24 protein-coding genes are annotated in these 25,889 nt (G+C 60.9%); 12 read left to right on the top strand and 12 right to left on the bottom strand.

What is annotated here, in order from left to right:
* Positions 1–39 precede the first annotated feature (39 nt).
* From xylB to AC1DXO_RS08935, 3 genes are all read left to right on the top strand, one after another.
* A complete protein-coding gene (xylB, locus tag AC1DXO_RS08945) occupies positions 40–768 on the top strand; it encodes a D-xylose 1-dehydrogenase (RefSeq protein WP_476977780.1) in 729 nt (242 codons plus the stop codon).
* Between the two features lie 165 nt (positions 769–933).
* A complete protein-coding gene (locus AC1DXO_RS08940; protein WP_476977779.1) occupies positions 934–1,833 on the top strand; it encodes an SMP-30/gluconolactonase/LRE family protein in 900 nt (299 codons plus the stop codon).
* Positions 1,826–3,616: an IlvD/Edd family dehydratase gene (locus tag AC1DXO_RS08935; protein ID WP_476977778.1), complete on the top strand. Its 1,791-nt coding sequence runs from the start codon at positions 1,826–1,828 to the stop codon at positions 3,614–3,616. Before AC1DXO_RS08940 ends, AC1DXO_RS08935 begins: the two co-directional genes overlap by 8 nt.
* Positions 3,617–3,629: 13 nt before the next feature.
* Here the strand turns inward: AC1DXO_RS08935 and AC1DXO_RS08930 are convergent, their stop codons facing one another.
* Positions 3,630–4,565 carry a ThuA domain-containing protein gene (locus tag AC1DXO_RS08930; RefSeq protein ID WP_476977777.1) on the bottom strand — a complete coding sequence of 312 codons (936 nt, stop codon included), beginning with the start codon at positions 4,563–4,565 and terminating at the stop codon, positions 3,630–3,632.
* A 418-nt stretch (positions 4,566–4,983) separates the two neighbouring features.
* Here AC1DXO_RS08930 and AC1DXO_RS08925 point away from each other — a divergent pair, with 418 nt between their 5' ends.
* Positions 4,984–6,414 (top strand): sugar porter family MFS transporter, encoded by a 1,431-nt coding sequence (locus tag AC1DXO_RS08925; RefSeq protein ID WP_476977776.1) that lies wholly within the window; start codon positions 4,984–4,986, stop codon positions 6,412–6,414.
* Positions 6,415–6,478: 64 nt separating this feature from the next.
* Positions 6,479–7,333 (top strand): aldose 1-epimerase, encoded by an 855-nt coding sequence (locus AC1DXO_RS08920; RefSeq protein WP_476977775.1) that lies wholly within the window; start codon positions 6,479–6,481, stop codon positions 7,331–7,333.
* A 188-nt stretch (positions 7,334–7,521) separates the two neighbouring features.
* Here AC1DXO_RS08920 and AC1DXO_RS08915 read toward each other — a convergent pair whose 3' ends face one another.
* The 5 genes from AC1DXO_RS08915 to AC1DXO_RS08895 form a co-directional block, all read right to left on the bottom strand.
* Entirely contained in the window at positions 7,522–8,250 is a 729-nt protein-coding gene (locus AC1DXO_RS08915) for an SDR family oxidoreductase (protein WP_476977774.1), read from the bottom strand.
* Positions 8,251–8,433: 183 nt separating this feature from the next.
* Positions 8,434–9,651, bottom strand: a complete 1,218-nt coding sequence (locus AC1DXO_RS08910; protein ID WP_476977773.1) for a UxaA family hydrolase — start codon at positions 9,649–9,651, stop codon at positions 8,434–8,436.
* Positions 9,644–9,943: a UxaA family hydrolase gene (locus AC1DXO_RS08905; RefSeq protein WP_476977772.1), complete on the bottom strand. Its 300-nt coding sequence runs from the start codon at positions 9,941–9,943 to the stop codon at positions 9,644–9,646. Before AC1DXO_RS08905 ends, AC1DXO_RS08910 begins: the two co-directional genes overlap by 8 nt.
* A complete protein-coding gene (locus tag AC1DXO_RS08900; RefSeq protein ID WP_476977771.1) occupies positions 9,940–10,989 on the bottom strand; it encodes an aldo/keto reductase in 1,050 nt (349 codons plus the stop codon). The genes AC1DXO_RS08905 and AC1DXO_RS08900 overlap by 4 nt, the downstream gene beginning before the upstream one ends.
* 191 nt (positions 10,990–11,180) lie before the next feature.
* Positions 11,181–12,764: a Na+/H+ antiporter gene (locus AC1DXO_RS08895; protein ID WP_476977770.1), complete on the bottom strand. Its 1,584-nt coding sequence runs from the start codon at positions 12,762–12,764 to the stop codon at positions 11,181–11,183.
* A 142-nt stretch (positions 12,765–12,906) separates the two neighbouring features.
* Between AC1DXO_RS08895 and AC1DXO_RS08890 the strand changes: the two genes are divergently transcribed.
* Genes AC1DXO_RS08890 through AC1DXO_RS08880 form a run of 3 tightly spaced genes read left to right on the top strand, consistent with a single transcriptional unit; the run spans position 12,907 to position 15,104 of the window.
* Entirely contained in the window at positions 12,907–13,305 is a 399-nt protein-coding gene (locus tag AC1DXO_RS08890; protein WP_476977769.1) for a GntR family transcriptional regulator, read from the top strand.
* 3 nt (positions 13,306–13,308) lie between these two features.
* Positions 13,309–14,733, top strand: coding sequence for a hypothetical protein (locus tag AC1DXO_RS08885; protein ID WP_476977768.1), 1,425 nt, complete (start codon positions 13,309–13,311; stop codon positions 14,731–14,733).
* Positions 14,730–15,104: a DUF6404 family protein gene (locus tag AC1DXO_RS08880; protein WP_476977767.1), complete on the top strand. Its 375-nt coding sequence runs from the start codon at positions 14,730–14,732 to the stop codon at positions 15,102–15,104. Before AC1DXO_RS08885 ends, AC1DXO_RS08880 begins: the two co-directional genes overlap by 4 nt.
* Before the next feature lie 109 nt (positions 15,105–15,213).
* On the opposite strand, the gene AC1DXO_RS08875 is transcribed toward AC1DXO_RS08880, so the two are convergent.
* From AC1DXO_RS08875 to fucP, 3 genes are read right to left on the bottom strand one after another with little or no spacing between them, the layout of a single operon-like run.
* Complete coding sequence (locus AC1DXO_RS08875; protein ID WP_476977766.1) at positions 15,214–15,984, bottom strand: IclR family transcriptional regulator; 771 nt, start codon at positions 15,982–15,984, stop codon at positions 15,214–15,216.
* 7 nt (positions 15,985–15,991) lie between these two features.
* Complete coding sequence (locus tag AC1DXO_RS08870) at positions 15,992–16,834, bottom strand: amidohydrolase family protein (RefSeq protein ID WP_476977765.1); 843 nt, start codon at positions 16,832–16,834, stop codon at positions 15,992–15,994.
* Complete coding sequence (gene fucP, locus AC1DXO_RS08865) at positions 16,835–18,118, bottom strand: L-fucose:H+ symporter permease (RefSeq protein WP_476977764.1); 1,284 nt, start codon at positions 18,116–18,118, stop codon at positions 16,835–16,837.
* A gap of 240 nt (positions 18,119–18,358) precedes the next feature.
* Here fucP and AC1DXO_RS08860 point away from each other — a divergent pair, with 240 nt between their 5' ends.
* From AC1DXO_RS08860 to AC1DXO_RS08845, 4 genes are all read left to right on the top strand, one after another.
* Positions 18,359–18,709, top strand: a complete 351-nt coding sequence (locus tag AC1DXO_RS08860; RefSeq protein WP_476977763.1) for an L-rhamnose mutarotase — start codon at positions 18,359–18,361, stop codon at positions 18,707–18,709.
* 123 nt (positions 18,710–18,832) lie between these two features.
* Positions 18,833–19,774, top strand: a complete 942-nt coding sequence (locus AC1DXO_RS08855) for a Gfo/Idh/MocA family protein (protein WP_476977762.1) — start codon at positions 18,833–18,835, stop codon at positions 19,772–19,774.
* Positions 19,775–19,855: 81 nt separating this feature from the next.
* The gene (locus AC1DXO_RS08850) at positions 19,856–20,275 is read left to right on the top strand and encodes a cytidine deaminase (RefSeq protein WP_476977971.1); all 420 of its coding nucleotides are present in this window, start codon (positions 19,856–19,858) and stop codon (positions 20,273–20,275) included.
* Between the two features lie 184 nt (positions 20,276–20,459).
* Positions 20,460–23,465: a TonB-dependent receptor gene (locus AC1DXO_RS08845; RefSeq protein WP_476977761.1), complete on the top strand. Its 3,006-nt coding sequence runs from the start codon at positions 20,460–20,462 to the stop codon at positions 23,463–23,465.
* A 93-nt stretch (positions 23,466–23,558) separates the two neighbouring features.
* Here AC1DXO_RS08845 and AC1DXO_RS08840 read toward each other — a convergent pair whose 3' ends face one another.
* The 3 genes from AC1DXO_RS08840 to pyk all read right to left on the bottom strand — a co-directional run bounded on the left by AC1DXO_RS08840 (position 23,559) and on the right by pyk (position 25,659).
* The gene (locus AC1DXO_RS08840) at positions 23,559–23,840 is read right to left on the bottom strand and encodes a type II toxin-antitoxin system RelE/ParE family toxin (protein ID WP_476977760.1); all 282 of its coding nucleotides are present in this window, start codon (positions 23,838–23,840) and stop codon (positions 23,559–23,561) included.
* Positions 23,837–24,124 carry a CopG family ribbon-helix-helix protein gene (locus AC1DXO_RS08835; protein ID WP_476977759.1) on the bottom strand — a complete coding sequence of 96 codons (288 nt, stop codon included), beginning with the start codon at positions 24,122–24,124 and terminating at the stop codon, positions 23,837–23,839. The genes AC1DXO_RS08840 and AC1DXO_RS08835 overlap by 4 nt, the downstream gene beginning before the upstream one ends.
* Before the next feature lie 71 nt (positions 24,125–24,195).
* Complete coding sequence (pyk, locus tag AC1DXO_RS08830) at positions 24,196–25,659, bottom strand: pyruvate kinase (RefSeq protein WP_476977758.1); 1,464 nt, start codon at positions 25,657–25,659, stop codon at positions 24,196–24,198.
* Between the last annotated feature and the right edge of the window lie 230 nt (positions 25,660–25,889).

Below are 25,889 nucleotides of genomic sequence, written 5' to 3'. Positions count from 1 at the left end.
AAAGCCTTCCCGAACATAAAAAACGAAAGTAGTCACAGTATGTCGTCAGCCATCTATCCTAGTCTCAAGGGGCGCAAGGTGTTGATCACCGGCGGAGGCTCCGGTATCGGCGCTGGCCTCGTGGCGGCCTTTGTGCGCCAGGGCGCGATTGTCCACTTCATCGACCTCGCCGATGCGGTTTCGTCGACTCTGGAACCAGGAGCGGCGACCTTCTATCGCTGCGATCTGACCGATATCCCGGCGCTGGAAGCGACCCTGGCGAAGATCGGCCCGGTCGACGTGCTGCTCAACAATGCCGCCAATGACGACCGTCACCGCCTGGAAGACGTCACCGAAGCCTATTTTGATAACCGCATCGCGGTCAATCTCAAGCACCTGCTGTTCTGCGCCAAGGCCGTTGTGCCGGGCATGAAGGCGGCCGGCGGCGGGTCGATCATCAATTTCGGCTCGATTTCGTGGCATCTTGGCTTGCCGGACCTGGTGCTTTACGAAACGGCTAAGGCCGGCATCGAAGGCATGACGCGCGCCTTGGCCCGCGAACTGGGACCCGACAATATCCGCGTCACCACCATCCTTCCCGGAAATGTGAAAACGCCGCGTCAGATGAAGTGGTACACGCCGGAAGGTGAGAAGCAGATCGTCGATGCCCAGTGCCTGAAGGGCCGGATCGAGCCGCAGCATGTGGCCTCGCTGGCGCTGTTCCTGGCCTCTGACGATGCTGCCCTGTGCACTGGTCACGGCTATTGGATCGACGCCGGCTGGCGGTAATTCGCGATAAGAGACCCCTCCGTCGGCTAGGCCGACACCTCCCCATCTCCGCTTCGCTGCGACGGGGAGGAGGGTGATTATCGTAAACTCCCTCCTCCCTGTGCGAAGCATGGGGAGGTGTCGGCGTAGCCGACGGAGGGGTCACTTCGGGGCAGGGGTATAGATATGACCGAGTTGTTTAAACCCGTCTGTGTCTGGGATCGCAAGGCCACCCTGGGCGAAGGCCCTGTATGGTCGGCCAAGGATCACGCCATCTGGTTCGTCGATATCAAGCGCAGCGAAGTCCTGCGCTACGACGTCCATATCGGCTCGCACCAGGTCTTCCACGCACCGTCGCCGTGCGGCTTCCTGGCGCCCAAAAAGCGCGGCGGCTTTATCGTCGGCTGCAAGACCGGGCTGTATGACTTCGAACCCAAAACCGGTCATTTCGAGCTCTTGATGCAGGTCGAGCCAGGCCTGCCGACCAACCGGCTCAACGATGGATTTGTCGATCATCACGGCCGGCTGTGGTTCGGTTCGATGGACGACGACGAGACGGCCCCGACCGGCAAGCTGTACCGCTACGACGCACGCGGCCTGCATGTCATGGATGATGACTATGTCATAACCAACGGGCCCTGCGTCAGTCCCGACGGCAAGACCCTCTATCATAACGACACGCTGAAAAAGCATATCTATGCCTTTGACCTCAGTGACGACGGCCATATTTCCAACAAGCGGCTGTTCGCGCAGCTTGATGAAAACGGCAAAGCCGGAGAACATGGCGAAGGCTATATGGACGGCCCCCTTGTCGATGCCGCCGGCAATGTCTGGGTCGGCCTGTTCTTCGGCTGGGGTGTCAACTGCTATGCTCCCGATGGCAGGCTGATCCGCAAGGTGTCGCTGCCCGTTTCCAACGTGACCAAGATCGCGTTTGGTGACAGCGACCTGAAGACAGTCTATGCCACCACGGCCGCCAAGGGTTTGTCGCCCGATGATATCAAAAAACAGCCGCTGGCCGGCGGTCTGTTTCGCTTCTATGTCGATAGTCCCGGCCAGCCCCAGAACGAGATGATCCATGTCTGAGACCCGCAAGCCAGCTACCCCTAACGGCCGTTTCCGCTCGCAGGAATGGTTCGAGGCGCCCGGACATATCGACATGGCCGCGTTGTATCTCGAACGTTTCATGAATTATGGAATTACGCCGCAGGAACTGCGCTCGGGCCGGCCGATCATCGGCTTTGCTCAATCCGGCAGCGACCTGGCGCCGTGCAACCGCATCCATGTCGAACTGGCCAAGCGTACGCGTGATGGCATTCGTGACGCCGGCGGCATCTGCATGGAGTTCCCGGTCCATCCGATCTTCGAAAACTGCCGCCGTCCGACCGCTGCCATCGACCGCAATCTGTCGATGATGACCTTGATCGAAATCCTGCACGGCTATCCGCTTGACGCCGTGGTGCTGACCACCGGCTGCGACAAGACGACGCCGGCCGGCATCATGGCGGCGACCGCTGTCGACATCCCGGCCATTGTCCTGTCAGGCGGTCCCATGCTGGACGGCTGGCACGACGGCGACCTGGTCGGGTCCGGCACGGTGATCTGGCGCGCCCGGCGCAAGCTTGGCGCCGGCGAAATCACCGAAGAGGAATTCCTCGACATGGCGTGTGCCTCGGCGCCGTCGGCCGGTCACTGCAACACCATGGGCACGGCCTCGACCATGAACGCGGTTGCCGAGACCATGGGCCTGAGCCTGCCCGGTTGCTCGGCCATTCCGGCGCCCTATCGTGAACGCGGCCAAATGGCCTATCTGACCGGCGTGCGCATCGTCGAAATGGCCTATGAAGACCTGAAGCCCTCCAAGATCCTGACCAAGGCCAGCTTCCTCAATGCCATCGCCGCGGTTGCCGCCATCGGTGGGTCGACCAATGCCCAGCCACACATCGTCGCCATGGCGCGCCACGCCGGCGTTGAACTGACCGATGCCGACTGGATGGCAGCCTATGACATTCCGTTGATCCTCAACATGCAGCCGGCCGGCAAATATCTCGGTGAGCGTTTCCACAGGGCAGGGGGCGTGCCAGCCATCCTGCATGAACTGCTGGTCGCCAACCGCATCGACGGCACGGCGAAAACCATCACCGGCAAGACCATTGCCGAGAACAATGCCGGCAAGGCTTCGAAGGATCGCGAAATGATCCGAACGGTAGCCGAACCGATGATGGAGCGCGCCGGCTTCCTGGTCCTGAAAGGCAATCTGTTTGATTTTGCCATCATGAAGACCTCGGTGATTTCGGAAGAGTTCCGCACGCGCTATCTCAGCCAGCCCGGCCGCGAGAACATCTTCGAAGGCAAGGCCGTTGTGTTTGATGGATCGACCGATTATCATAACCGGCTCAACGATCCGGCGCTGAACATCGACGAAAACACCATCCTGGTCATTCGCGGTTCCGGGCCGATCGGCTGGCCGGGTTCGGCCGAGGTGGTCAATATGCAGCCGCCCGACGCGTTGCTGAAGCGTGGCATTACCTCCCTGCCGACCCTGGGTGACGGCCGCCAGTCGGGCACATCGGACAGCCCGTCGATCCTCAATGCCTCGCCCGAAAGCGCGGCGGGCGGCGGCCTGGCTTATCTCCGGACCGGCGACATCATCCGCATCGACCTCAATACCGGCGCCTGCGACATGCTGGTCGCGCCGGAAGAGATCGAAAAACGCAAGCTGGACGGCCTGCCGCCGATTCCGGAGAGCATGACGCCGTGGCAGGAAATCTATCGCGATACGGTCTCACAGCTGCATACGGGTGCGGTCATGGAACCGGCGCTGAAATATACCCGTATTGCCGACAAGATGCCCCGGCACAATCACTGAGTCGGGCACTGATTCAGGCGAGCGGCAGTTCCGGACGAATGGATATGGCCTCGGCTGTCGGAAAATCGGCCGGCATCGGATAGCTGACGGGGTGGCGGCTCAGCCATTGCAGGGCGCGGACCAGGATGGTTTGGACGTCGGCGCTGCGCAGCGTGACGGGCTGGACGTCGCCTTTCCAGACATGGCCGTAATTGGCGATGTAGACTCGTCCGCGTCCGTAGTTGACCGTCCATTCCATGGGCCAGTTCTTGCCGGTCGCGGGTTCGAAGGCGTAGGACAGGACACTGAGGTGACGCGCGGGGCCGCGCGCATAGCGGTACAGTTCGACATCCGCGGTCTTCCAGGCGCGCGGAAAATTCCGGTGCACGGGGTGATGACCGAGGCGGTGGACGACGGCATCGGAGCGCGGGCCGTGCCCCGTCTGATCGCCGTCACCGGGAGGAATTGTTTTTATTTTTTCCTGTTCGTCGACATAGACGGCGGTGCCGTAGGTTTTCGGTCGCCAGCCCAGGCCGATGATGTCGTTATAGGCCGGCCAGTCGGGAAAGGCGTTGTTGCCCGAATGCAGGACGTAGACTCCGCCGCCATTGCGGACATAGGATTCGAAATCGGACCTGACCGCTTCGGGCCACGGCGCGCCGCCACCAATATCGTTATAGGTCTGGACAACGGCGTCGTAGTCGGCGAAACGCGGGCGCCACTGGTCCCAGCCGGGCGCCTCCCGGCTCGGCGGCGAGGTCGAAACCGCGACGTCGAACAGGCCCGTGGGTTCCAGTATGGCGCGGACGAGACGCGTGGTCATCTGCCAGTCGTGATTGCTGGCGCCATCCACGATCAGCACTCGGATGCGGTTGCGCAATGATGTGGCCGCTGCCGGCGAGGCCAGGGTCAGAAAGCCGGCCATTCCCGCCAACAGATTACGCCGATCCGTTCCACCAATGCCCGTCATGCCCGCCTCCATTTGTCATATTATCTCGATATAGAGCCCAATTGGGGCGCTGACGAAGCAAAAAAATACAGGGCTACGGGAGACGGTGCGGTCTCGCACCTGCACATCCGGCACGCGAGCAGCTTCGCCCTTACGATTACACGTGTCACCGTGAACCGCAGTCAAGCCCGGCGGCGGGGCTGCTGCACCGCGTCATTGGTAGCGATAACACGGTTAACGGTAAATGACGCCGCTTTCAGGCGAATTTCCTGCGCAAAGCCTTTTAAAATATAGCCATTTGCAACAGTTACACTTGCTTAAAAAGACTCAAAACATTAAGGTTCCGTACAGGCACCCCCAAGCGCAGGGCGATAAAAAAATACGGTGCTGTGAACAGATTTGGGAATGGGCAGCAGGCCCGACTTCAAGGGAGTAGAGGATGTCCTCAACATCAAAGACCGTGAACATGGGTCTGGTCATGGGGCTCGCCATTGGCGCGGCTCTGGGCGGGCTATTGTTCGGTTACGACACCGCCGTCATTTCCGGCGCGGTCGAAGCCATCGACCATAACTTCGTGGCGCCACGCGCCGATATGAGTGAACTGGCGCGCAACGCCATGACCGGAAACGCCGTCGGCATCGCGCTGTGGGGCTGTTTCCTCGGTTCGCTGATCGCCGGCCCGCTGGCGACGGCCATCGGCCGCCGCAGCGGCATGATGATCGCCGCCGTCCTTTTCTTCATCTCGTCCATCATGGCTGGCTATCCGGAACTGGGCCTGGGCGCGGTCGGCAGCATGGGACCCGAAGCGCTGACGCCGTTCATGGCCTATCGCTTCATGGGCGGCATCGCTATCGGCATGGCGTCGCTGATTTCGCCGATGTATATTGCTGAAATCGCGCCTGCCAGGCAGCGTGGCTTGCTTGTGGCCTTCCAGCAAATCGCCATCGTCGGCGGTATGTTGCTGGTTTATTTCGTTAATCTGAAGATCGGCGAACTCGGCGACGACGCCTGGGTGCTGTCGACCGGCTGGCGCTGGATGCTGGCCTCGGCCGCCATTCCGGCCAGCCTGTTCTTCCTGGCCGCCTTCTTCATGCCCGACACGCCGCGTTGGTATGTCATGAAGGGCCATGAGGAAAAGGCCATGAAGCTGCTGACCTCGCTCGACGACGAACCGACCGCCAAGGCGACCATGGCCGAAATCAAGGACAGCCTGGTCGGTCACTCCGGCAAGTTGTTTTCGTTCGGCGTCGGCGTGATCCTCGTCGGTGTCATGCTGTCGGTCTTCCAGCAGTTCGTCGGCATCAACGCCGTACTCTACTATGCCCCGCTGATGTTCAAAAACATGGGTTCGGGCACCGATACGGCGCTGCTGCAGACCGTCATCGTTGGGATCGCCAACGTGGCCTTCACCGTTGTCGCGCTGTTTACCGTCGATCGCTGGGGCCGCAAGCCTCTGCTGATCCTGGGCGCTATCATGATGGCGGTGTCGATGCTGGCGCTGGGCTATATGTTCCAGAACCATACCGAAGGTTCGATGCTGCTGTACGCCGCCATCTTCTATATCGCCGGCTTCGCCCTGTCGTGGGGTCCGGTTGTGTGGGTGCTGCTGTCGGAAATGTTCCCGAACTCGATCAAAGGCCCGGCCATGGCTGTTGCCGTGGCGGCGCAATGGCTGTCCAACTACATCGTGACAGCGTCCTTCAAGGTCGTTGACGGTGACACGGCCATCAATGCGCTGTTCAATCACGGCCTGAACTACTACGTCTACGCGGCCTGTTCCGTTCTGGCGGCGTTGTTCGTCTGGAAGTTCGTTCCGGAAACCAAGGGCAAGAGCCTGGAGGCTATCGAAGGCTTCTGGAAGAAGCACTAGGCCTGACGACTGATCGGGCGGATCCCTCGGGGGTCCGCCCTTTTCCTTAAGCGGATAAATATAAATGACGATGCTACGCTTAAGTGCCTCCGATACCTTTCTCGATATATGTCCCGAAGTGGCGGGTAGCCTGTGGCGCTTTGTTCACAAAGACCAGGACGTCATGCGGCCGGCCGTGGCCGACGCGACAGATGCTCCGCAAACCACAGGTTTTCCGCTGGTACCGTTCTGCAACCGCATACGGGACGGCGCGTTCGTGTTCGAAGGCCACAAGATCAAACTGGCGCCCAATCTCGGCAACGGCCATCCTCATACCATGCACGGCCAGGGCTGGCGCAAGCCATGGAAGGTCGTGGAATCTCAGAGTGCGCGGGCTGTGCTGTCCTACACCCACTATGCCGATGAATGGCCGTGGGACTATGAGGCGGTGTTGGTCTACGAACTGCGCCCGGGGGGCTTGCGCTGTTATCTCAGCGTCAAAAACAATTCCAAAATGACCATGCCCGCGGGGCTGGGTTTCCATCCCTTTTTCAACCGGACGCGCCAGACACGGCTGAAGGCCACGGTCGATGGTATCTGGCGAGCGGATGACGACGGCCTGCCTGTATCATGGCACGCCGGCGTGCTGCGCAAGAACTGGACCAAGGGAGATCTCGTCGATCATGAGGTGACGATCGACCACTGCTATACCGGCTTCGGCGGTCGGGCCGAAATCTACGAAGGCGAGCGCCTGACCCATACGCTACGCGCGTCACCTGACTGCAAGTGGCTGCATATCTTCGCGCCGCTGGATGGCGATTTTTTCTGTCCAGAACCGGTCAACCATATGCCCGATCCGTTCAACCAACCCAATTCGGGGCTGAAGTGCCTGAAGGCGGGCGAAACCAGCATGGTGTGGATGGATATCGCGCTGGCGTGAGACTGCGGTTAAGAAGGTTTTATCCACCGATTACACAGATTACACAGATTATCGGAGGGCTGTCCGGATCGGTTTGCAGAAACCCTGAAATGATCGCTTCGCGATCCGTCCTGTTCTGGCCAATACAGGACTGCCGGCAAGCACAAATAATCTGTGAAATCGGTGTAATCGGTGGATAAACTTCTTCTTTAATTAATCCAGCCGCCATCGATAATATGGGTCTGGCCTGTCGTGAAGCTCGATTCGTCGGACGCCAGATACAGGGCAAGGTTGGCCAGTTCAGCGACCCTGCCGAAACGGCCCATGGCCTGGCGGGCCGTGAATTCAGAATAGGCCTTATCGAAATCGCCGGTATCACGCAGACGCTGCAACAGGGACGGGGTCTCGACCGTGCCAGGGCAGATGGCGTTGCACCGAATCCCCTTGGTCACGAAGTCGGCTGCAACCGCCTTGGTCAGGCCGACGACGGCAGCCTTGGTGGCGCCATAGGCAAAGCGGTTGGGGATGCCTTTGATCGACGAGGCGATCGACGACATGTTGATAATGGAGCCGCCGCCGAGCGCCAGCATGCCGGGCAGGAAGGCGCGGATCATACGGTATTGCGCCGTGACATTGAGGTTCAGCGAAAACTGCCAGGCGTCTTCGTCGCAGTCGAGAATGGTGCCGGCGTGGACATAGCCGGCGCAGTTATAGAGGACGTTCACTTCCGGAAATTCGGCAGCAATGGCGGCGACGGCTTCCGGATTGGTGACGTCCAGTGCGCGGGCAGTGGCGCCTTCGAGCGTTTCGATCAGGTCCGATTTGATGTCGGTCGCAATGACGGTGGCGCCTTCCTCGAGGAAGCGCTCTGCGGTCGCGCGGCCTATGCCCTGGCCAGCGGCGGTGATCAATGCGGTCTTGCCGGTCAGTCGGCCCATTTGTGTCTCCATGAATTGAAACCATGATCAAGCCGAAAGGCAGCAGGTTTTACACAGATGTCACAGATGTCACAGATGTCAGGGTCTTCGTGTTAGCGGCACGACACACCTTTGATCTAACTCATCTGTGAAATCTGTGACATCTGTGTAAAACTCGCGATCTTGGGGCCGCTCCGCGGCAGGTTATCTGGTTGAAATCTGACGCAGCGGCAGGCAGGCGGGGCCGACCGGCTCGAAGGTCTTGTAGGTCAGGATGAACTCCTGGTGCCCCATCTCTTCGCTCAGTGATTTTTCACCTGCCGCGACGCGTAATACCAGGTCGGTGATTTCCTCGCCGACCTGGTCCAGGGTGGCGCGGCCTTCCATGATACGGCCCGCATCTATATCCATGTCGCCCGCCATCTTGCGGTAGGTTTCCGGATTGGCGCACACCTTGATGACAGGCGAAATCGCCGAGCCGACGACGCTGCCGCGGCCGGTGGTGAACAGGGTAATGTGGGCGCCGCAGGCGATCATTTCGACAATTTCGGCATTGTCGGAAATATTGGGGAAGCCGAAGCGCGGCTCGCCATCCGGCACGACATCGAGCAGGTAGAGACCACCCGACGGTGGAATGTCACCCGGCTTGAGGATGCCGCAAATCGGCGCCGAGCCCGACTTGGAATAGGCGCCCATCGATTTTTCTTCCTGGGTCGTCAGGCCGCCTTCGGCATTGCCCGGCGCGAACGAGCCATAACCCATGACGGTGTAGTAGGTCTCGGCCTTCTGAACGCAGGCTTCGAGCTCGGCGCCCAGCTCCGGCGTAATGGCGCGCGACGCCATGATGGTTTCGCAACCGACCAGTTCGCCTGTCTCTTCGAAGATACAGGCAGCACCAGCTGCGCCCAGCGTATCGAAAGCGCGTCCGACCGCCGGATTGGCGGTAATGCCCGATGTGCCGTCAGACCCGCCGCAGATCGTCCCTATGATCAATTCGGAAACGTCCATATCGCCGCGCGGCGTCTGGTTGGCCAGGGTCTGGATTCGGCGCACCGCCTCGACACCCTTGCGGATGGTCTCCAGTGTGCCACCTTCGTTCTGGATGACATAGGTTTCGATGGGCCGGCCGGAGGCTATGACATGTGTCCTCAGAGCTTCGCGATTGAAGGCCTCGCAGCCGAGCGAGACCAGCACCACGCCGCCGACATTGGGATGGGTGCACAGCCGTTCCATCATGCCGTAGGCATACTGGTTCGGGTAGCAGCCGGGAAAGCCGATCAGCTGCACGTCGCTGTCGTCGATCGTGTTGACGATGCGCCGGGCGACGTGGTGGGCGCATTCGACCAGATAGGCAACCGCGATGACGTTGCGGATGCCCTTTCGGCCGTCGGGCCGGAGCCAGGCATTGGGAATACTACGCATGGCCTGTGGCCTCGCGCGTATGGCTGGAGATGTAGTCGCTTTTCATGTTGTGCATATGGACGTGGTCGCCGCGCCGGGCAAGCTGGGTCATCGATCCGATGGGGGCGCCGTACTTGATCACCTTGTCACCGGGGTTCAGGTCGTAACGCGCGATCTTGTGGCCGACGGTGATGTCGGCGGACAAGGTGACCGCGGCATCGTCGAAGGTCACCGACTGGCCGGCAACGGCATGTTCGCGGCAAACGAGAACATTGTCGTCGTTGTGCAGCAGGATGAAGGGGCCGAAATTCATGACAGGACCCCGTTTGGCGTCAGATGGGCGTTGACACTGTGGGCCGGAACGGGCGCCTGGGCGTGAAGCAGGCCTTCGTTCTTCAGGTCGTCCCACAGGGCGGGCGGGATGGGCGTGCGGAACAGCGCCATATTGGTCTCGACCTGGGCGCGCGACACCATACCCGGGATGACGCAGGCGACCGCCGGATGGGCGAGGGGGAATTGCAGGGCGGCTGCAGCCAGGGCAACCTCGTGGGCGTCGCAGACCGCTTGCAGGGCACGGACACGCGCAACCACCTCGGGCGGCGCCACATCGTAATTGTAGTGGATATCGCCGACCAGTATGCCGGAATTGAACGGCCCGCCAAGGATGATCGAGACGCCGCGGCGCTGGCAGTCGGGCAGGAACGCGTCGAGTGAGGCCTGTTCCAGCAAGGTATAGCGGCCGGCCAGCAGGACAGTGTCGATATCGGCGTGGCGCATGACGTCGGCGGCCACCTGACACTCATTGACGCCGAGACCGATGGCGCTGACCTGGCCCGAGCTCTGAAGCTCGGCCAGGGCGCGATAGCCGCCATCGAGGAAGGCGCGCATATGACCGTCCGCCGCGTCGCCGTGGGTGGCGCGGCCGAGATCGTGGACCAGCGCGATGTCGAGATGGTCGCGGCCGAGGCGTTTCAGGCTGTCACCAAACGACCGCATGACGCCGTCATAGGAGTAGTCGTAATGGGGCTCGAACGGGTCACCGTCGACAAAGCCATGGCGTTCGGTACCCAGCGGCGGGACGGGGATGGGTTCGAGGACGCGGCCGACCTTGGACGAGACAAGGATTCCGTCGTGCAGGGCGGTGCCGACCCGGCGTTCCGACAGGCCCTGGCCGTAGTGCGGCGCGGTGTCGACATAGCCGATACCGGCGGCGAAGGCGGCGGCAAGGGCGTCGGCCGCGTTGGCGTCGCTGACCGTGCGGTACAGATTACCAATCCCTGCGGCGCCGAAACCGAGGGTGGTGACCGTCACCGGCGTCGTGCCGATTCGTCTGCGATCAGGTTGTAGGTCGGATGTCACTGGTACGCGTTTCGTCGCTGAGAAGTTCAAGTCTGAAATAATTATTATAGATGAAATGGATAACAAGCCGTCCGGCCATAATCAAGACAAAATAAGGACCGTCAGCGCAAGGAGGCTGGTTTTTGACGCGCAGAGATTGTGGGGGAGCGATGGGCACCGTTTCTTTCTGGCCTGCCAGGGTTTTCATACCGTCACGATTTCGCCGAGATCGCGCTCAACTCCTCGAGATCGAGGTCGCGCTCCAGCTCATGGAGCGTCTCTTCGTCGATGTCGCCGGCGCGGTGCAGGCGAATAAGCTCGGCGCGGCCGGCCGCCACGGCTTTCAGCACCAGGTCGAAATGGGCGTGCAGCATGGGCGCGAAGTGATCTTCCTGGCCGACATAGTCGGTGATCATCGTCGCCTTGCGCTGATAGCGATCGAACAGGCGCGGGTGGATCAACGTCCCATCGCCATCGTAGGCGTGCTGCTTCACTATCTCGAACTGAACCAGAGCCATCGCCGCCTCAGCCGCGGACATGGTCAGTTTTGGCGCTTCGGCTTCCGGTTCTTTCAGTTGCGCCCAGGCGATCACACGCCCGAGCGTCATGCCCTGGATCAGGACGGTGCCCAGGATGACGGTAAACGCCGTCACCAGAATGAAATCACGGCCGGGAAAGCCTTCGGGGACGCTGAGGGCGACGGCCAGGGTGACCACGCCGCGCATGCCGGCCCAGCTCAACACCATGTCACCGCGTGCCCCCAGCGGGGTAATCCGTTTGGCGCCGAGGCGTTTGAGTATGAGGGCGATACCGTCGGAACCGAAGACCCAGGCAAAGCGCGCCAGTGTCAGGGCCAGCAAAATGAGCAGGACAGGTCCTCCCATCTGCTGGATGATGATGCCGAAGCCACCGACCCGTTCGACCACGCCGCGTAACGAGGAGCCGATCAGCATGAAGACCATAGCCTCCATCAGGAAAATCATCACGGTCCAGAACGCGGTGCCACGCATGCGCACGGCGGCGTTGAAAACCGTGTGCTGATTCCAGCCGCAGATCAGCCCGGCCGTCACGGTGGCAATGACGCCCGACACATGACAGGTTTCGGCAAGCAGGTACGATGCCCACGGCGTCAGGATCGACGCGGCGATCATCAGATATTCGTCGCCGAGGCGCCGTACCAGGAGAACCCAGGCTGCGCCTATGACGGCGCCGACCAGCGCCCCGCCGATGGCCAGGAACAGAAAGCTGCCCACGGCCTCGCCGGCGCTGAAGGTTCCGGTAACGGCGGCCGCGATGGCAAAGCGGAAGAGGACCAGACCGCTGGCGTCGTTGAGCAGGCTTTCGCCTTCGAGCAGGATCGACAGGCGGCGCGGCAGGCGGACGCTTTGCAGGACGGCCCGGGCGGAGATGGCGTCGGGTGGTGACACAATGGCGCCCAGGGCGGCGCAGGCGGCCCAAGGCAGGGTCGGAAGGAGCATATGGGCAACGACCGCGACGACGATGGTTGTAAAGATCACTGCACCTATGGCCAGAGACGCCACGCCGATCTTGTGCCGGTGCAACCCGGCCAGGGGGATGAACCAGGCGGCGTCCATCAGCAGGGGTGGCAGGAATACCACCAGCACCAGGCCGGGATCGAGCGAAATCACCGGCAGTCCCGGCAGGAAGGCGAGCAGGGCGCCGCCGGTAATCAGCGCCACGGATGGCGGCAAGCCCAGCCTACGCGCGGCAAAGTGCAGCGCGATAATCGCCAGCAGGGTGGCGATCACCAGTTCGAACAATTGCATTGGATGCATGGGACGGGTCCGTCGCGATTCTGGCTCTCGACCCTAACGACGGTCTGTGGCCTGTCAAGCAAGGGCATATGAGTTTGGCTCTTGCCAACCCGCTTTACGTATTGTATTGTACTATTTCGTAATGGTACAAATGGGGGCGAAAATGGAACTGTCCATCGATACAGCCAGTGCCGAGCCGGTCTACGAGCAGATCGTACGCCAGGTCGAGAGCCTGGTGGCTGCTGGGCAATTGCCGCCGGGGACGCCGCTGCCTTCAATCCGGCAACTTGCCGACGACCTGGATTTGAACCCGAATACGGTGGCGCGCGCCTTCAAGATCCTGGAAATGAACCGCGTCATCCTGACCGCCGGACGCAAGGGTACCTTTGTGCGTTCGGAGGCTGTCGAACAGATCGCTGCGCGCCAGCAACAGGACCTGATGCTGCAGATGCGCGACATGGTAAGCGGCTTTCTCGACAAGGGACTATCGGCCGGAGAGGTCGAGAAGGCCTTCGGTGCGGCGATGCAGGCGGGGCTGGTCGCCAGGGACGGAAAGTCCTGAGTCATGATCTATGCCCTGATCCTTTACGCCCTGGCCTTTGGCCAGGTCCTGCTGCTGTATGGCATAGCCGCACCCCAGGCCATCCGGCTGGGCGAGCAGGCCTTTCTTAATCGCAACCCGGCCTGGGTCTCGGACCATGGTGCGCCGTCTACCGCCCGCCCGTTGCGCCGGTTGTTCCTGTTCATCTCGGCGGGCGCCGGTCTGGCGCAACTGATTGGCCTGTTCGTCCTCGCCATTCCACCGCTGTCGTGGTCCAGCCCGGCAGAGATGCTGGTCATACCCATGCCCGTTTTGGCCGTTTTGCTGGGCGTCTATATGTGGCGAGGCTATCGTGACATTTATATGCGTATTCCTGCATCGGCGACGCGAACCACGCAGTTGAAGCCGCGACGGGCATGGGACTTCGTCAACGGCTGGGCGCTGGCTATTGCCGCTCTGTTGGTTGTCGCGTTCGCGCTGCGCTATGTCGGTGCGTTCCGCGAAGCCCTGCTGTCGGCCAACCTCTTGGCTGTACGTGGCGGGGTGTTCGCCCTGGCGGTCGGCGTCGTGCTCGCTGCCATGATTAATGTTGTGCGGCGGCGGGAAACCTTTGTCGCCGCGCAGGGCGGCAACAGGGCGCGGCGGCTGGAAGCCGGACTTTACGTGGTCGTGCTGTATGCCCTGATCGCTGCCTCCCAGTATCTGCTGATGGCCGATATCGCCAACATGCCGTTCCCGCCGACTGTCGTCCTGCTGATCGTGGGCGTCGTCGTTATGCAACTATATGCCCTCTATGCCTGCCTGTGGGCTGGAAGGTCGGAAACCGACCGGCGGTTTGGCGCGTTGCTGGTGCGGTCGATCATGATCTACGCCGTGGGGGCGGCTTTGAGCTTCGGCTTGGCGCGTGCTGCGCTGGAGCCGGTCTATGCCAGCAATGCACGGCTGGCGGCCTCGGTACCGGGGAACCTGCTCAACGCACCGAACGTGCGGACCTGGAACTTTGCGGCGACCGCGGGTAGGCCCGAGCTCAAACGCGAATTGCGCCGGGATGCCCGCCTGCCCGGGGGCGAATACTGGCACATCGAGGTGCCGTACAGGGGCCATGAACGCTGGGATACCCGCGTCTGGGTTGCCCACCTCAAACCGGTGAAGCGCGGCGATGTGATCGAGGCACAGGTCTGGTTGCGGAGTGATGCGCCTGGCGGTGCGGAGATTAACGGCCTGACACAGTCGACGCGCTGGGGCTGGAGCCCGATCGGCAAAGCGACGTGGCGGGTTGGCGGCGTCTGGACAATTTATCGGGTGCGCGGCGTCGCGCCACAGGACTACGGCATTGGCGAGTCGGATTTCGAACTGCACCTGGCCAGCGGAAAATACGGTTTCGATCTGGGACCGGCCAGGGTCTTCGACCTGGGACCGGAAGCAACAGCAAGAGGAGAGGGACAATGAGCTTCAAGGAAAAACGCCGTGCCGCGGAGGCAGTCCTGGAGGCTGCGGGTATCAAACGCAGCTATTACGCGCCACCGCTTTACCGCTTGATGTGGGTATTGGGGTTGAATGTGCCGCCACCGCATTTTGCGGGCTACGTTGCCAATGCCCTTCTGACGAGCGTCTGGTTTATCATCGCGGTCGGGGTGATTCGGCTGGGCATGGAAGTGCTCATGGCCGCGTTGGGCGGGACGACCATTGCCTGGCAGACAGTCCTCCATTGGTGGATCGTCTTCCTGCCGGTCGGCGTGTTGTTCGGTCCGATCTTCGCGCTCTATTTCGCATGGAGCGCGCGCAAGCATCGTTTGCCGGCATGGAAAGACCTGGATTAACCGGGGTCTAAAGCGCAATCCGATAAAGTGGTTGCCACTTTTCGGTTAAATTGCGCGACAAAACAAAAAGTTAGAGCGAAATGACGATTCTACCTAAAGTCATTTCGCTCTAGCCTGGTCCGCCCAGGGATTTGCTGAGAGTCCTGGCCGTCGTCTTCAGACGCGCCAGGGCCTCGTCGAGCATGACACCGTCATGGACATGGATATAGGGCATGGTCAGGGCCGCCACGGTGGTCACGTCGTTCATCACCGGACACGACAGGTCGGTAATGCCGTCGATATATTCCGACGGCGAGGTGAAGTGGCCCTGGGCCAGCGCCTTTTCGGCGTGGCTTTCGAAGTTGCGCCACTCGTCCGCCGTAGCGCCGGCCTTCAGCACGGCGCGCCACTGGTCACGGATCTTGGCCTTCTGGAAGCTGTAGAGAACAACGCCCGAGGTCGAGTGGATCAGGGGTCTCTGGTAGCCGACGCGAACCGAAAAACCAAGGTCGCCCGGCGCTTCGATACGCGCAATGACCACCATGCGGTCGTCCGAAGCGATCGTCAGGTGGCAGGCCTGGCGTGTGGCGTCGCTCAAGGTCTGCATAAGGGGCAGGGCGCTGGCCAGCAGGTTCTGGCTGGGGCCACGCGAAATGCCGAGCGAAAACAGCTTGTTTGTCAATTCGAAGCCGTCGCCGCGTGGCGAGGCGCCAACATAGCCCCGCGACTCCAGGACCTGGACCATGCGGAACAGTTCGCTGACCGAGCGGTCGAGTTGCTGCGAAATCTGCGACAGGGTCATGGGTTGCTTGGCATGGGCCAGCAGTTCCAGGACATCGAGGCCCTTTTCCAGTGCCGGCGCACGATATTTGCTGTTGGTCTTGTCGGAGGCGGAAGCCATGTCAAAATTAGTTTTCATAGTTATGGGGCAATTCGTAGATCAACCGCGCCGTGCCACCGAGAATGGCGTCACGAGTCCTTGTGTCCTTAGCGCTCAGCCAGCCCTGGGTCCAGTCGAACCATGCGCGATAGCTGTCTTTCAGCAGGACGACCGGCCAGTCGGAGCCCCACATCAGCCTGTCGGGCCCGAAACAGTCGAACAGGTGATCGACATAGGGCAGGACGCTGGAGGCGTCCTGATTGGCGGCTGTTTCCGTCAACAGGCCGGAGAGTTTGCACGTCACATTGGGGTGGCGGGCGATATGGCTGATCGCCTTGCGCCAGGCGGCGCCCTCTTTGGGTCTGGAAATCGGCGGTTTGGCACCATGGTCGATGATGATGGACATGTCGGGGTAGGTCTGAGCCAACCGGTCGATGGCCGGCAGATGGCGGGAATATACCAGGGCGTCAAAGCGCAGGCCGTGGGCGGACATGGCGGCAAGAGCGGGCTGGACAGCCTCCTGCAGGATCCAGTCGTCGTCCAGGCCTTGCAACATTGGACGCAGGCCCTTCAGCTTGGGCTGGCGGGCCAGCCAGGCGATACGCTGGGGGGCTGACGGAGCCAGAAGGTCGGTCCAGCCGACCACGGCCTGGATCAGCGGCTCGGCGCGGGCCAGCAGCATCAGCCACGAGGTGTCGGTTTCCGACGGCTGCGACTGGACGAGGACCGTGCCGGAGATACCAAGACCTTCCGTTGCCTCGCGCAGGTCGGCCGGCATGAAGTCGCGATGGATGGCGTCGAGGTCCGGGGTCGGCCACGACAGGTCATTGCGCCCGATCTGCCAAAGGTGCTGATGGGCGTCGATGACCACCTAGTGCCCCCTTGCCATGTCGATGTCGGTCTCGTCCTTCTTTGAGCCCAAGTCTTCTTTTTTAGAACCAAGTCCGTAGAGGGCGATGACGGCGAAACAGACCAGCGGAACGAAGATGGCCGTCTTGATCTGCGACAGGTCGGAGATCTTGCCCATGATGGCGGTGAGGACGGCGCCGCCGATAATGCTCATGACCAGCAGCGAGGCGCCCATCTTGGTCAGAGGACCCAGGCCGCGCACCGAGGTGGCGAAGATGGTCGGGAACATGATCGACATGAAGAAGCTGGAGGCCACCAGGGCGTAGAGGCCGTATTGGCCACCGATGACCGCAGCATAGCCGGTGAGGGCGATATTGATGACGGCGAACAGGCCCAGCAGGCGCGACGGAGCAACGACCCGCATCAGGGCGGTGCCGGCGAAACGGCCAACAGCGAAGGCGACGAGGGCGGCAAAGACATACTCGGCGGCGTCCTTGTCGGTAATGCCGATTTCCGCCTGGGCATAGCGGATGGTGTAACTCCATATTCCGACCTGGGCGCCGACATAGAAGAACTGCGCTACGACGCCGGCCAGAAAGTGCTTGTGCTTGAACAGGCCCCAGATGCTGGTTTTTTCGGCTTCGGCCTCGGCGGCGCTGGAAGTGGCGGCGGCGGGGAATTTCGACAGGGCGACCAGCAGGGCCCAGGCCAGGACGACAGCGCCGATGACCAGGTACGGCATCTGCACGGCCTTGCTTTCGCGGACGAAATCGGCGGTAGTGTTGAGCTTTTCGATGCCTGACAGGATAAAGGTCTTGCCAATCCAGATACCGGCCAGCGAACCCAGGGGATTAAAGGCCTGGGCGAGATTCAGGCGAAAGGCGGCGTGTTTTTCGTCGCCCAGAATGGTTATCAGCGGATTGGCCGAGGTCTCCAGAAAGGCCAGGCCCGAGGCGATGACGAACAGGGCGCCAAGCAGCCAGGGATATTGGCGGATTTCAGCACCGGGATAGAAGGAAAAGGCGCCGATCGCGAAGATAATCAGGCCAGTGATGACGGCGGCCTTATAGCCGTAGCGACGCATCAGGAGGCCAGCGGGCACAGCCATGATGAAATAGCCGGCATAGAAGTGTTGCTGGACCAGGCTCGATTCAAAATCGGTGAGGGTGAAGGCCTTTTTGAATTGCGGGATCAGGATGTCGTTGAGATTGTTCGCCATGCCCCAGAAAAAGAACAATGCAGTGATCAGGATGAGGGGCCACAGTGCGGTCTTGGACGGCGCGGCTTCGGCGGGCGTGGAGGACATCTATACTTCCCTACGTTTCTGGCCTGTTTTTCGGGTTCGAAAAAGACCCTTGTTCTTGTGGGTCAATTAGACATCACATATGAATGAAAACGTCAAATATGAAATTTGCCAAGCGCGTATTTCATCATTATATACTCAGACATTATAGGCGCTCAGGCGTCGTCGAGCACCTCGCAACGGCTCGGGCGGCCGGTCGGCCTTCCCGAGGTACAGGGGGACCTCGGAAATTTCGGAAGCACAATGCCAGATAAACTGTACTACGCCCTGGACCTGAAAGACGATCCCGTCCTGATCGAGCGCTACAAGGCGTGGCATGCGCCGGGCGCTGTCCCCGCCGCCATTAATGCCTCGATCCGCGCCGCCGGTATCGAGGCGCTGGAAATCTTCCTGGTCGGCAACCGCATGATGATGGTGCTGACGCCGGGGCCGGCCTTCGATCCCGCCGGCAAGGCCGCAGCCGATGCCGCCAGTTCCGACGTCCAGGCGTGGGAGACGCTGATGTGGCAATTCCAGCAGGCCTTGCCCTTTGCCGCAGAGGGTGAAAAATGGCTGGCTATGGAGCGAATCTACGCTCTGAGCGAACAGCCCTAAAAAGCCGGCGTCTTATTATCATACAATTTGCCAAGCCTGGCACCTTCCGTTATGGAATTCAGGCCACCAAAAAGTTACAGGGCCAAAAAACTACAGGGCCAATAAACTACAAGGAAACTCTGCATGTACTCCGCGTCCAAACCGCTCAAGATCGGTCTCATCGGCCTGGGCAAGATCGCTATCGACCAGCATATTCCATCGATCCGCGCCAATCCGGCGCTGGAACTGGTTGCCGGTTGCTCGCCCAATGCCCGGCCGGAAGGTGTGGCCGCCTATCCCGACATGGACACCATGCTGGCTGCACACGGAGAGATCGACGCGATCGCCATCTGTACGCCACCGCAGATCCGTCATGAGATTGCGAAAAAGGTCATTGCTGCGGGCCGTCACGTTTTCCTTGAAAAGCCGCCCGCGGCGACTCTGGGGGAGGCGGAAGCCATCAAGGCCCTTGCGGCAGCGCGCGGCGTGTCGTTGCTGGCGTCATGGCATTCGCGCTTTGCCCCGGCGGTCGAGACCGTTCGCCAGTGGGTGGCGGAGCACGAGATCAGCGGAATCAGGATCGTCTGGAAGGAAAACGTTCGCCAATGGCATCCGGGCCAGAAGTGGATATTTGAGGCCGGCGGCATGGGCGTGTTCGATCCCGGCATCAATTCGCTGTCGATCCTGACACGCATCGTGTCCGAGCAGATCATCGTCAAAAAGGCCGACCTGCATATCCCGGTCAATTGCGACGCGCCAATTCAGGTCGAGATGGACATGACGACCGAAAGCGGCCTGCCGGTACGGGCCGAATACGACTTCCTGCAGACCGGCATCCAGACCTGGAGTATCTATATCGACAGCACCAGGGGCGAGAAGCTGGTCCTGTCGCTGGGCGGTACGGAGCTTGAGATCAACGGTCACCTGAAGATCAAGGAAAAGGAAGCCGAATATAGCGGGCTGTACGCCCACTTCCTGGGGCTGATCAATTCCGGGACATCGGATGCCGATTTCCAGCCATTGCGCATCGTCGCCGACGCCATGTTGCTGGGCAAGCGCATCGCCGCACCGGAATATATAGAATAAGGTTTTCGCGGCTCCAACCTTCCCTGAACTTAAACGTTTCACTTTGCGCTTTGCAAAGATGAAAAGCGGTGTCAATCTGATCTGCCCCGTCAAGCGGAAGGCAGCAGATTGGCCCAGGACCTGTTCGAAGCGGCGCGTGCCGCCATGGCGAAAAGCCATTCGCCCTATTCGAAATTCCCCGTCGGCGCCGCCATTCGCGCCGAAGATGGTATGATCTATAGAGGCTGCAATATCGAAAACGTTGCCTTTCCCGAGGGCTGGTGTGCGGAAACCACCGCCATCAGCCATATGATCATGGGCGGGGCGCGGGAGATCATCGAGGTCGCAGTGTTGGCGGAAAAGCTGGCCCTGTGCGCGCCGTGCGGCGGCTGCCGGCAGAAGTTGGCCGAGTTTGCCTCGCCGCAGACACGTGTATGGCTATGCGACGCGCAAGGGCCGAAGCGTGCCCTGACCATGGCGGAACTGCTGCCCGCGGTCTTCGGAACGGATTCGCTGGGGTAGGGGGCGCCCCCCTGCGCGATGCAATCGTTCGCACTGCACCATTCGCAAAAATGTGACGGCTCGACGCCGGTAATCTTTCGCCACAAGATTGACAGATTCGCGACTCGGGAATCTAACAAGATTACTAATTGGTAATATTGTTAACAGTGGGTGCGCCTCCACCCACGCAACCCGGAGAGTGGAAGTGGTTCACAGATCTTTGCGCGGCGGCCTGATGGCCACAACGACGTTTTGTGGTGCGATATTTTCAGCCGTCGCCGTTCCAGCCCTTGTTGTCGCCCTGGCGTCGGCGCTTCCAACCGTCGTCCAGGCGCAGGACCTGACCAGTGGCTCCCTGGTCGGCACGGTCAAGTCAGAGACCGGGACACCGGCGGCCGGCGCAACGGTGACCATTACCGGCGTCAACAACGGCTATACCTCGACCGTCACAACGGACTCGAGCGGGAAGTTTTCACTTACCCAGATTCCGACGGGCAGCTACGCCATCGAAATCGTCGCCGCAGACGGCGCCAAGACGTCCGCCACAGTCCAGGTTTCCCTGGGCGCCGTGTCGAATTATGACTTTACGACAGCGGCTGACACCGGAACGACCGAAGTCGTCATTCGCGGCAAGGCGCGTCGCAATCTCGATTTCGACCGTACGACCACGGGCCAGGTTGTCGACGTCCAGGCGACGGCATCGCGCGTTCCGGTCGGCCGCAATTTGCAGTCCATCGTCAACCTGGTGCCTGGAATATCACTCAACAACAATTTTGCCATCTCAGGCCTGGATCCGGCCTTTGGTGCGATCTCCGGATCGTCGCCGGCGGAAAACATCTATTATGTCAACGGGATGAATATTACGAACTTCCGCAATTTCCTGGGCGGTTCGACGGTTCCCTTCGACTTCTACGACCAGATTGAAGTCAAGACCGGCGGCTATCCAGCCGAATTCGGCCGGTCGACGGGCGGCGCCATCATCGCCACCACGCGCTCGGGCTCGAATGTCTTCCATGGCGGGGTCAATGTTTATTACGAACCGGCGGGCATGGCGACGCAATCGACCCTTTATCCGCTCGACTTCACCGATCCCGATCCGAACAACCATACTTCCAAGCGCGGTTACCTGCCGGTGACGTCGCAAGACGAGAGCGTATGGCTGTCGGGTCCTATCCTCAAGGATCATATCTACTTCTTCGCCTTCTATAACGATCGCAAACTGAAGGCAGCGCAACAGACAACGGACGGCACGGGTGCGGTGACCAGGACCAGCTACGACACAGCCGGCGATCCGTTCTGGGGCGGCAAGCTCGACTTCGTACTCAATCCCAGTCAACGCCTGGAATATACATATTTCACCGACGACCAGACAGTGCTGACTGATGTCGCGTCGTCGCATCCTGTGACGGTATTCGACGGCAAAGGGGGGCTGAATCGCATCGTCAAATATACCGGCAAGTTCACCGACTGGTTCACCCTGTCAGCCTTGTACGGTCGCTCAACCTTCAACCAGTCGACCCTGTCGACGGACGATCTTATGGCCGCGGTATTCCTGAACGGTGACATCGTGCGCGGTAATTCCAACCTGCTGGTCGCGTTCGGCAAAGACTATCGTGAAAACAAGCGCGTCGACGCCGACTTCTATTATAATTTGCTGGGGCGGCACCACACACGGATCGGCTTCGATGAAGAAGACCTGGGCTCGGACAATATCAGCGAATATTCGGGCGGCGTCTATTATCGTTATTACGGCGCCGGCACGGATTGCGGCGGCACGGGCACGGTTACCGATAATTGCGTCCGCGTCCGCCACCTCAATAACAATGGCTCATTCACGACGACGCAATCCGCCTGGTACGCCGAGGACGTGTGGGATGTCACCGACCGGCTGAACCTGCAGATCGGCCTGCGCAACGAGGATTTCAACAACAAGAACAAGGCCGGCGAGTCGTTTATCCATACGAAAAACCAGTTGGCAGCGCGCCTGGGCGCCACCTATGACGTCTTTGGCGACAAGAGCACCAAGGTCTCCGCCTTCTATGGCCGCTACTACCTTCCGATCGCCGCCAATACCAACATTCGGGCATCGGGCGGTGAGTACTTCCAGCAGGACTTCTATACCTGGACATCGCGTGACGCCGACACCCTGGTGCCGGTTCTGGGGCCGCTTCTGCTGGCGCAAAACCTGGAAGACGGCGCCATTCCGAAGGCCAGCACCCTGGTCAGCCAAAATATCGAACCGCAGTTCCAGGACGAATATATTCTGGGGATCAGCAAGCGCCTTGACAATGGCTGGAATGTCGGCGCGTCGCTGACCTATCGCGACCTTAAATCGGTCCTCGAAGACACTGACCTCAGCTATTCGACAGCCTGTCAGGAACTCGGCATACCGCTCGACGACCCGGACACCGACGACGTCGATGAAAACGAGTGCGGCACGTTCGGCAGCAGCGGCTATGTCCTGATCAACCCCGGCAAACCGGTCATTGTCGAGCTTGGTGGCGACTTTGGTGGCGACTGGGCGGGTAAGACCGTGACGATATCGCCCGAAGCCGTAGGTTTGCCCAAGGCCGAGCGCACATACGCTGCCCTGACCTTGACGGCGGATCGGCCCTGGGACGGCACGTGGTCGTTCGGCGGCTCAGTCGTGATTTCGCGGTCCTATGGCAATTACGAAGGCGGGGTGAAGTCGGACAATGGCCAAAGCGATACGGGCCTGACCCAGGACTTCGACCAGCCCGGCTGGATGGACTACTCGAAGGGCTTGCTGCCGAACCATCATGCTCTGTCCTTCAAGGCCTATGGCGCCTATGCGATCAACGACCATGTGCGGTTCGGCTATAATGTCTCGGTTTTGTCGCCGCGTCATTACGGCTGTATCGGCAACTATCCCTTCGAAGACGGCCGCGCCGATAATACGACGTCCACCGCTTGGTACTGCGGTGGCCATGCGACGCCGCGCGGCAAGTCGTTCAAGGGCGACTGGATCAAGAACATCGATGTGTCGGCCGTCTACGACCTGCCGATTCCCGTTGGGACGCTGGAAATGCGGGCGGATATCTTCAACCTGCTCGACTTCCAGGGCGTCACTCTGTTCAACGAGTTCGGTGAGGCCAGCGGCGACGTGGGCAATATTTCGCCGACCTATGGCAAGCCGCTGGGCTATCAGCAGCCGCGCTATGTCCGTCTGGGGCTGAGCTACAAGTATTAAAAACCGATGTCGGGATAAAGAGAACGGCGGAAGGGAAATCCTTCCGCCGTTTTTCTATGTCCAGAGTTTTCTGTTACTGGGTATCAGATGGCTCTAGTCTTGTGGCGGCCATCGCCGGGACGTGTGAAGTACGCGCAATATCTGTAGTTCGTCGGGCGTAGATTCGTAGATCAGAATGTAGTTGGGATGCACGACCCATTCACGGGTTTCCGAGATGCGGCCGGGGCGTCCAAGCCGGGGGCGGTGTAACAGCTTGTCTGCCGCTTCACTGATGGTTTGGTCGAGCCGCAGTGCAGCCGAAACATTATCGAGCTCAATGAACCTGAGGATATCCCGTCTATCCTGCCGTGCCTGCGGCGCCCAGATCAGCTTCACGCTTGCAATCCGGCCTTACGCAGCGACTGTGCTCGCAACTCGGCAAACTCGGCCTCGACCTCTTCGTGCGGAATGCCCTGTCCGGCTTTGATGGACCGACGCGCAGCTTCGACCTGCTCGCGAAACCAACGGTCGTAGTCGGCGGCTTCCTGCTGGCGGCTGATATAGTCGCGCATGAAGTCGCGCAGCAGCTGCGCCCCGGTCCGGTCGTTGGCGCGGGCGATCTGATTGAAGGCGTCTTTCAATTCGTCTTCAACGCGGAAGGTAAAGGTCGATTCAGCCATGATTGCCTCGTGTTACGGTGCACGCACACTGTAACACATGGCCGACATCCTTTGAAGACCTCGTTGAAAGCCTACTGCGCGTCGTCGACGAACTCGGCTTCCTCGGCATTGGTCCGCGAGACACGGGCAACACGCAGGGCGTTGGTCGAGCCCGACTTGCCGAACGGCATGCCGGCGACGATGACAATGTCCTGGCCTGGCTCGGCAATGCCTTCGGATCGCGCCAGCTTGGTGGCGACGGCGACCGTTTCGGTCATCGAATGGGTGATCGGCGTCAGGACCGGACGCACACCCCAGGCCAGGGCCAGCCTGCGGGCGGTCTGCAGGTTGGGCGTCAGGCCCAGGATCGGCGAGCTGGGGCGTTCGCGAGCGACGCGCAGCACAGTCGAAGACGAATTGGTCATGGCGGCGATGGCGATGGCGCCGATCGTCTGAGCGACCTGGCGCGCCGCGGCGGCGATGGCGCCAGAAGTCGTCTTTTCGGGCTCAGGGCGGCGACGATCCGTCATGGTGCGCCAGCCTTCGTCCTGTTCGACGCGGGCGACGATGCGGTCCATGATGGTAACGGCTTCGATCGGATATTGGCCGGCGGCGGTTTCGGCCGACAGCATGACGGCGTCGGCGCCGTCGAACACGGCGGTCGCGACGTCGGAGGCTTCGGCGCGGGTCGGGGTAGGGGCCGTGATCATCGATTCCAGCATCTGGGTGGCGACAATAACCGGCTTGCCCATGGCGCGGGCGCACTGGACGATGCGCTTCTGGGCCAGCGGCACTTCTTCAGGCGGCAGTTCGACGCCGAGATCGCCGCGCGCCACCATGACGGCGTCGCTGAGGCGCATGATCTCTTCGAGATTGTCGAGCGCCTGTGGCTTTTCAAGCTTGGACAGGACCCAGGCGCGCCCCTTGATCAGTTCGCGCGCTTCGATAACGTCTTCGGGGCGCTGGACGAAGCTGAGGCCGATATATTCGACGCCGCGTTCCAGGGCGAATTCCATATCGGCGCGGTCCTTCACGGTCAGCGCCGGGATGGGCAGGACGACGTCGGGGACGTTGACGCCCTTGCGGTCGCTGAGCCGGCCGCCATTGACGACGATGGTTTCCAGATGGTCTTCGCGGACGTGAACCACGCGCAGCTTCAGCTTGCCGTCGTCGAGCAGCAGGTGCGAACCGATCTGGGCGGCGGCGATGATTTCCGGGTGGGGCAGGTTGGCGCGGCGCGAGTCGCCGGGCGTCGGATTGAGGTCGAGGCGGAATTCCTGACCGTTGGTAAGCACGACGGCGCCGCCCATAAAGCGGCCGACACGCAGCTTCGGCCCCTGGACGTCGGCCAGGATGCCGATCGGGTGCTTTGCCTTGGCCTCCAGTTCGCGGATCAGCTCGATATTGCGGCCATGGTCTTCATGGCTGCCGTGCGAGAAGTTGAGCCGGAACACATCCGCGCCGGCCTGGAAGAGCTGCGCCATCATCTCGGCATTGGAACTCGCAGGCCCGAGGGTGGCGACGATCTTGGTTTTACGGCGGCGGAGGATTTTCAAGGTACGACTCGTTGATAAGGTTCGTTTTTATGCGTTGCCGTTGAAGGCGCAGGACGGGTTTCGGCCCGTCCGCCGGACAATCGGCTGCACAAAGCCCTTGTTCTGCCTCAGGGTCAAGTCAATTCTTCACGACATACAGCGAGTGATGACAGCGCTGTCAAATGGCCACGCAACCTGTCCGGGCCGGTATGTCTTGCTCGACCCAGCGATCCGGCCTAGGTTGCGTCACT

The organism is Asticcacaulis sp. P2_C5 (assembly GCF_056404555.1).
Note: the sequence above shows the minus strand (reverse complement) of the source record. Positions and strands in the feature narration are given on the sequence as shown.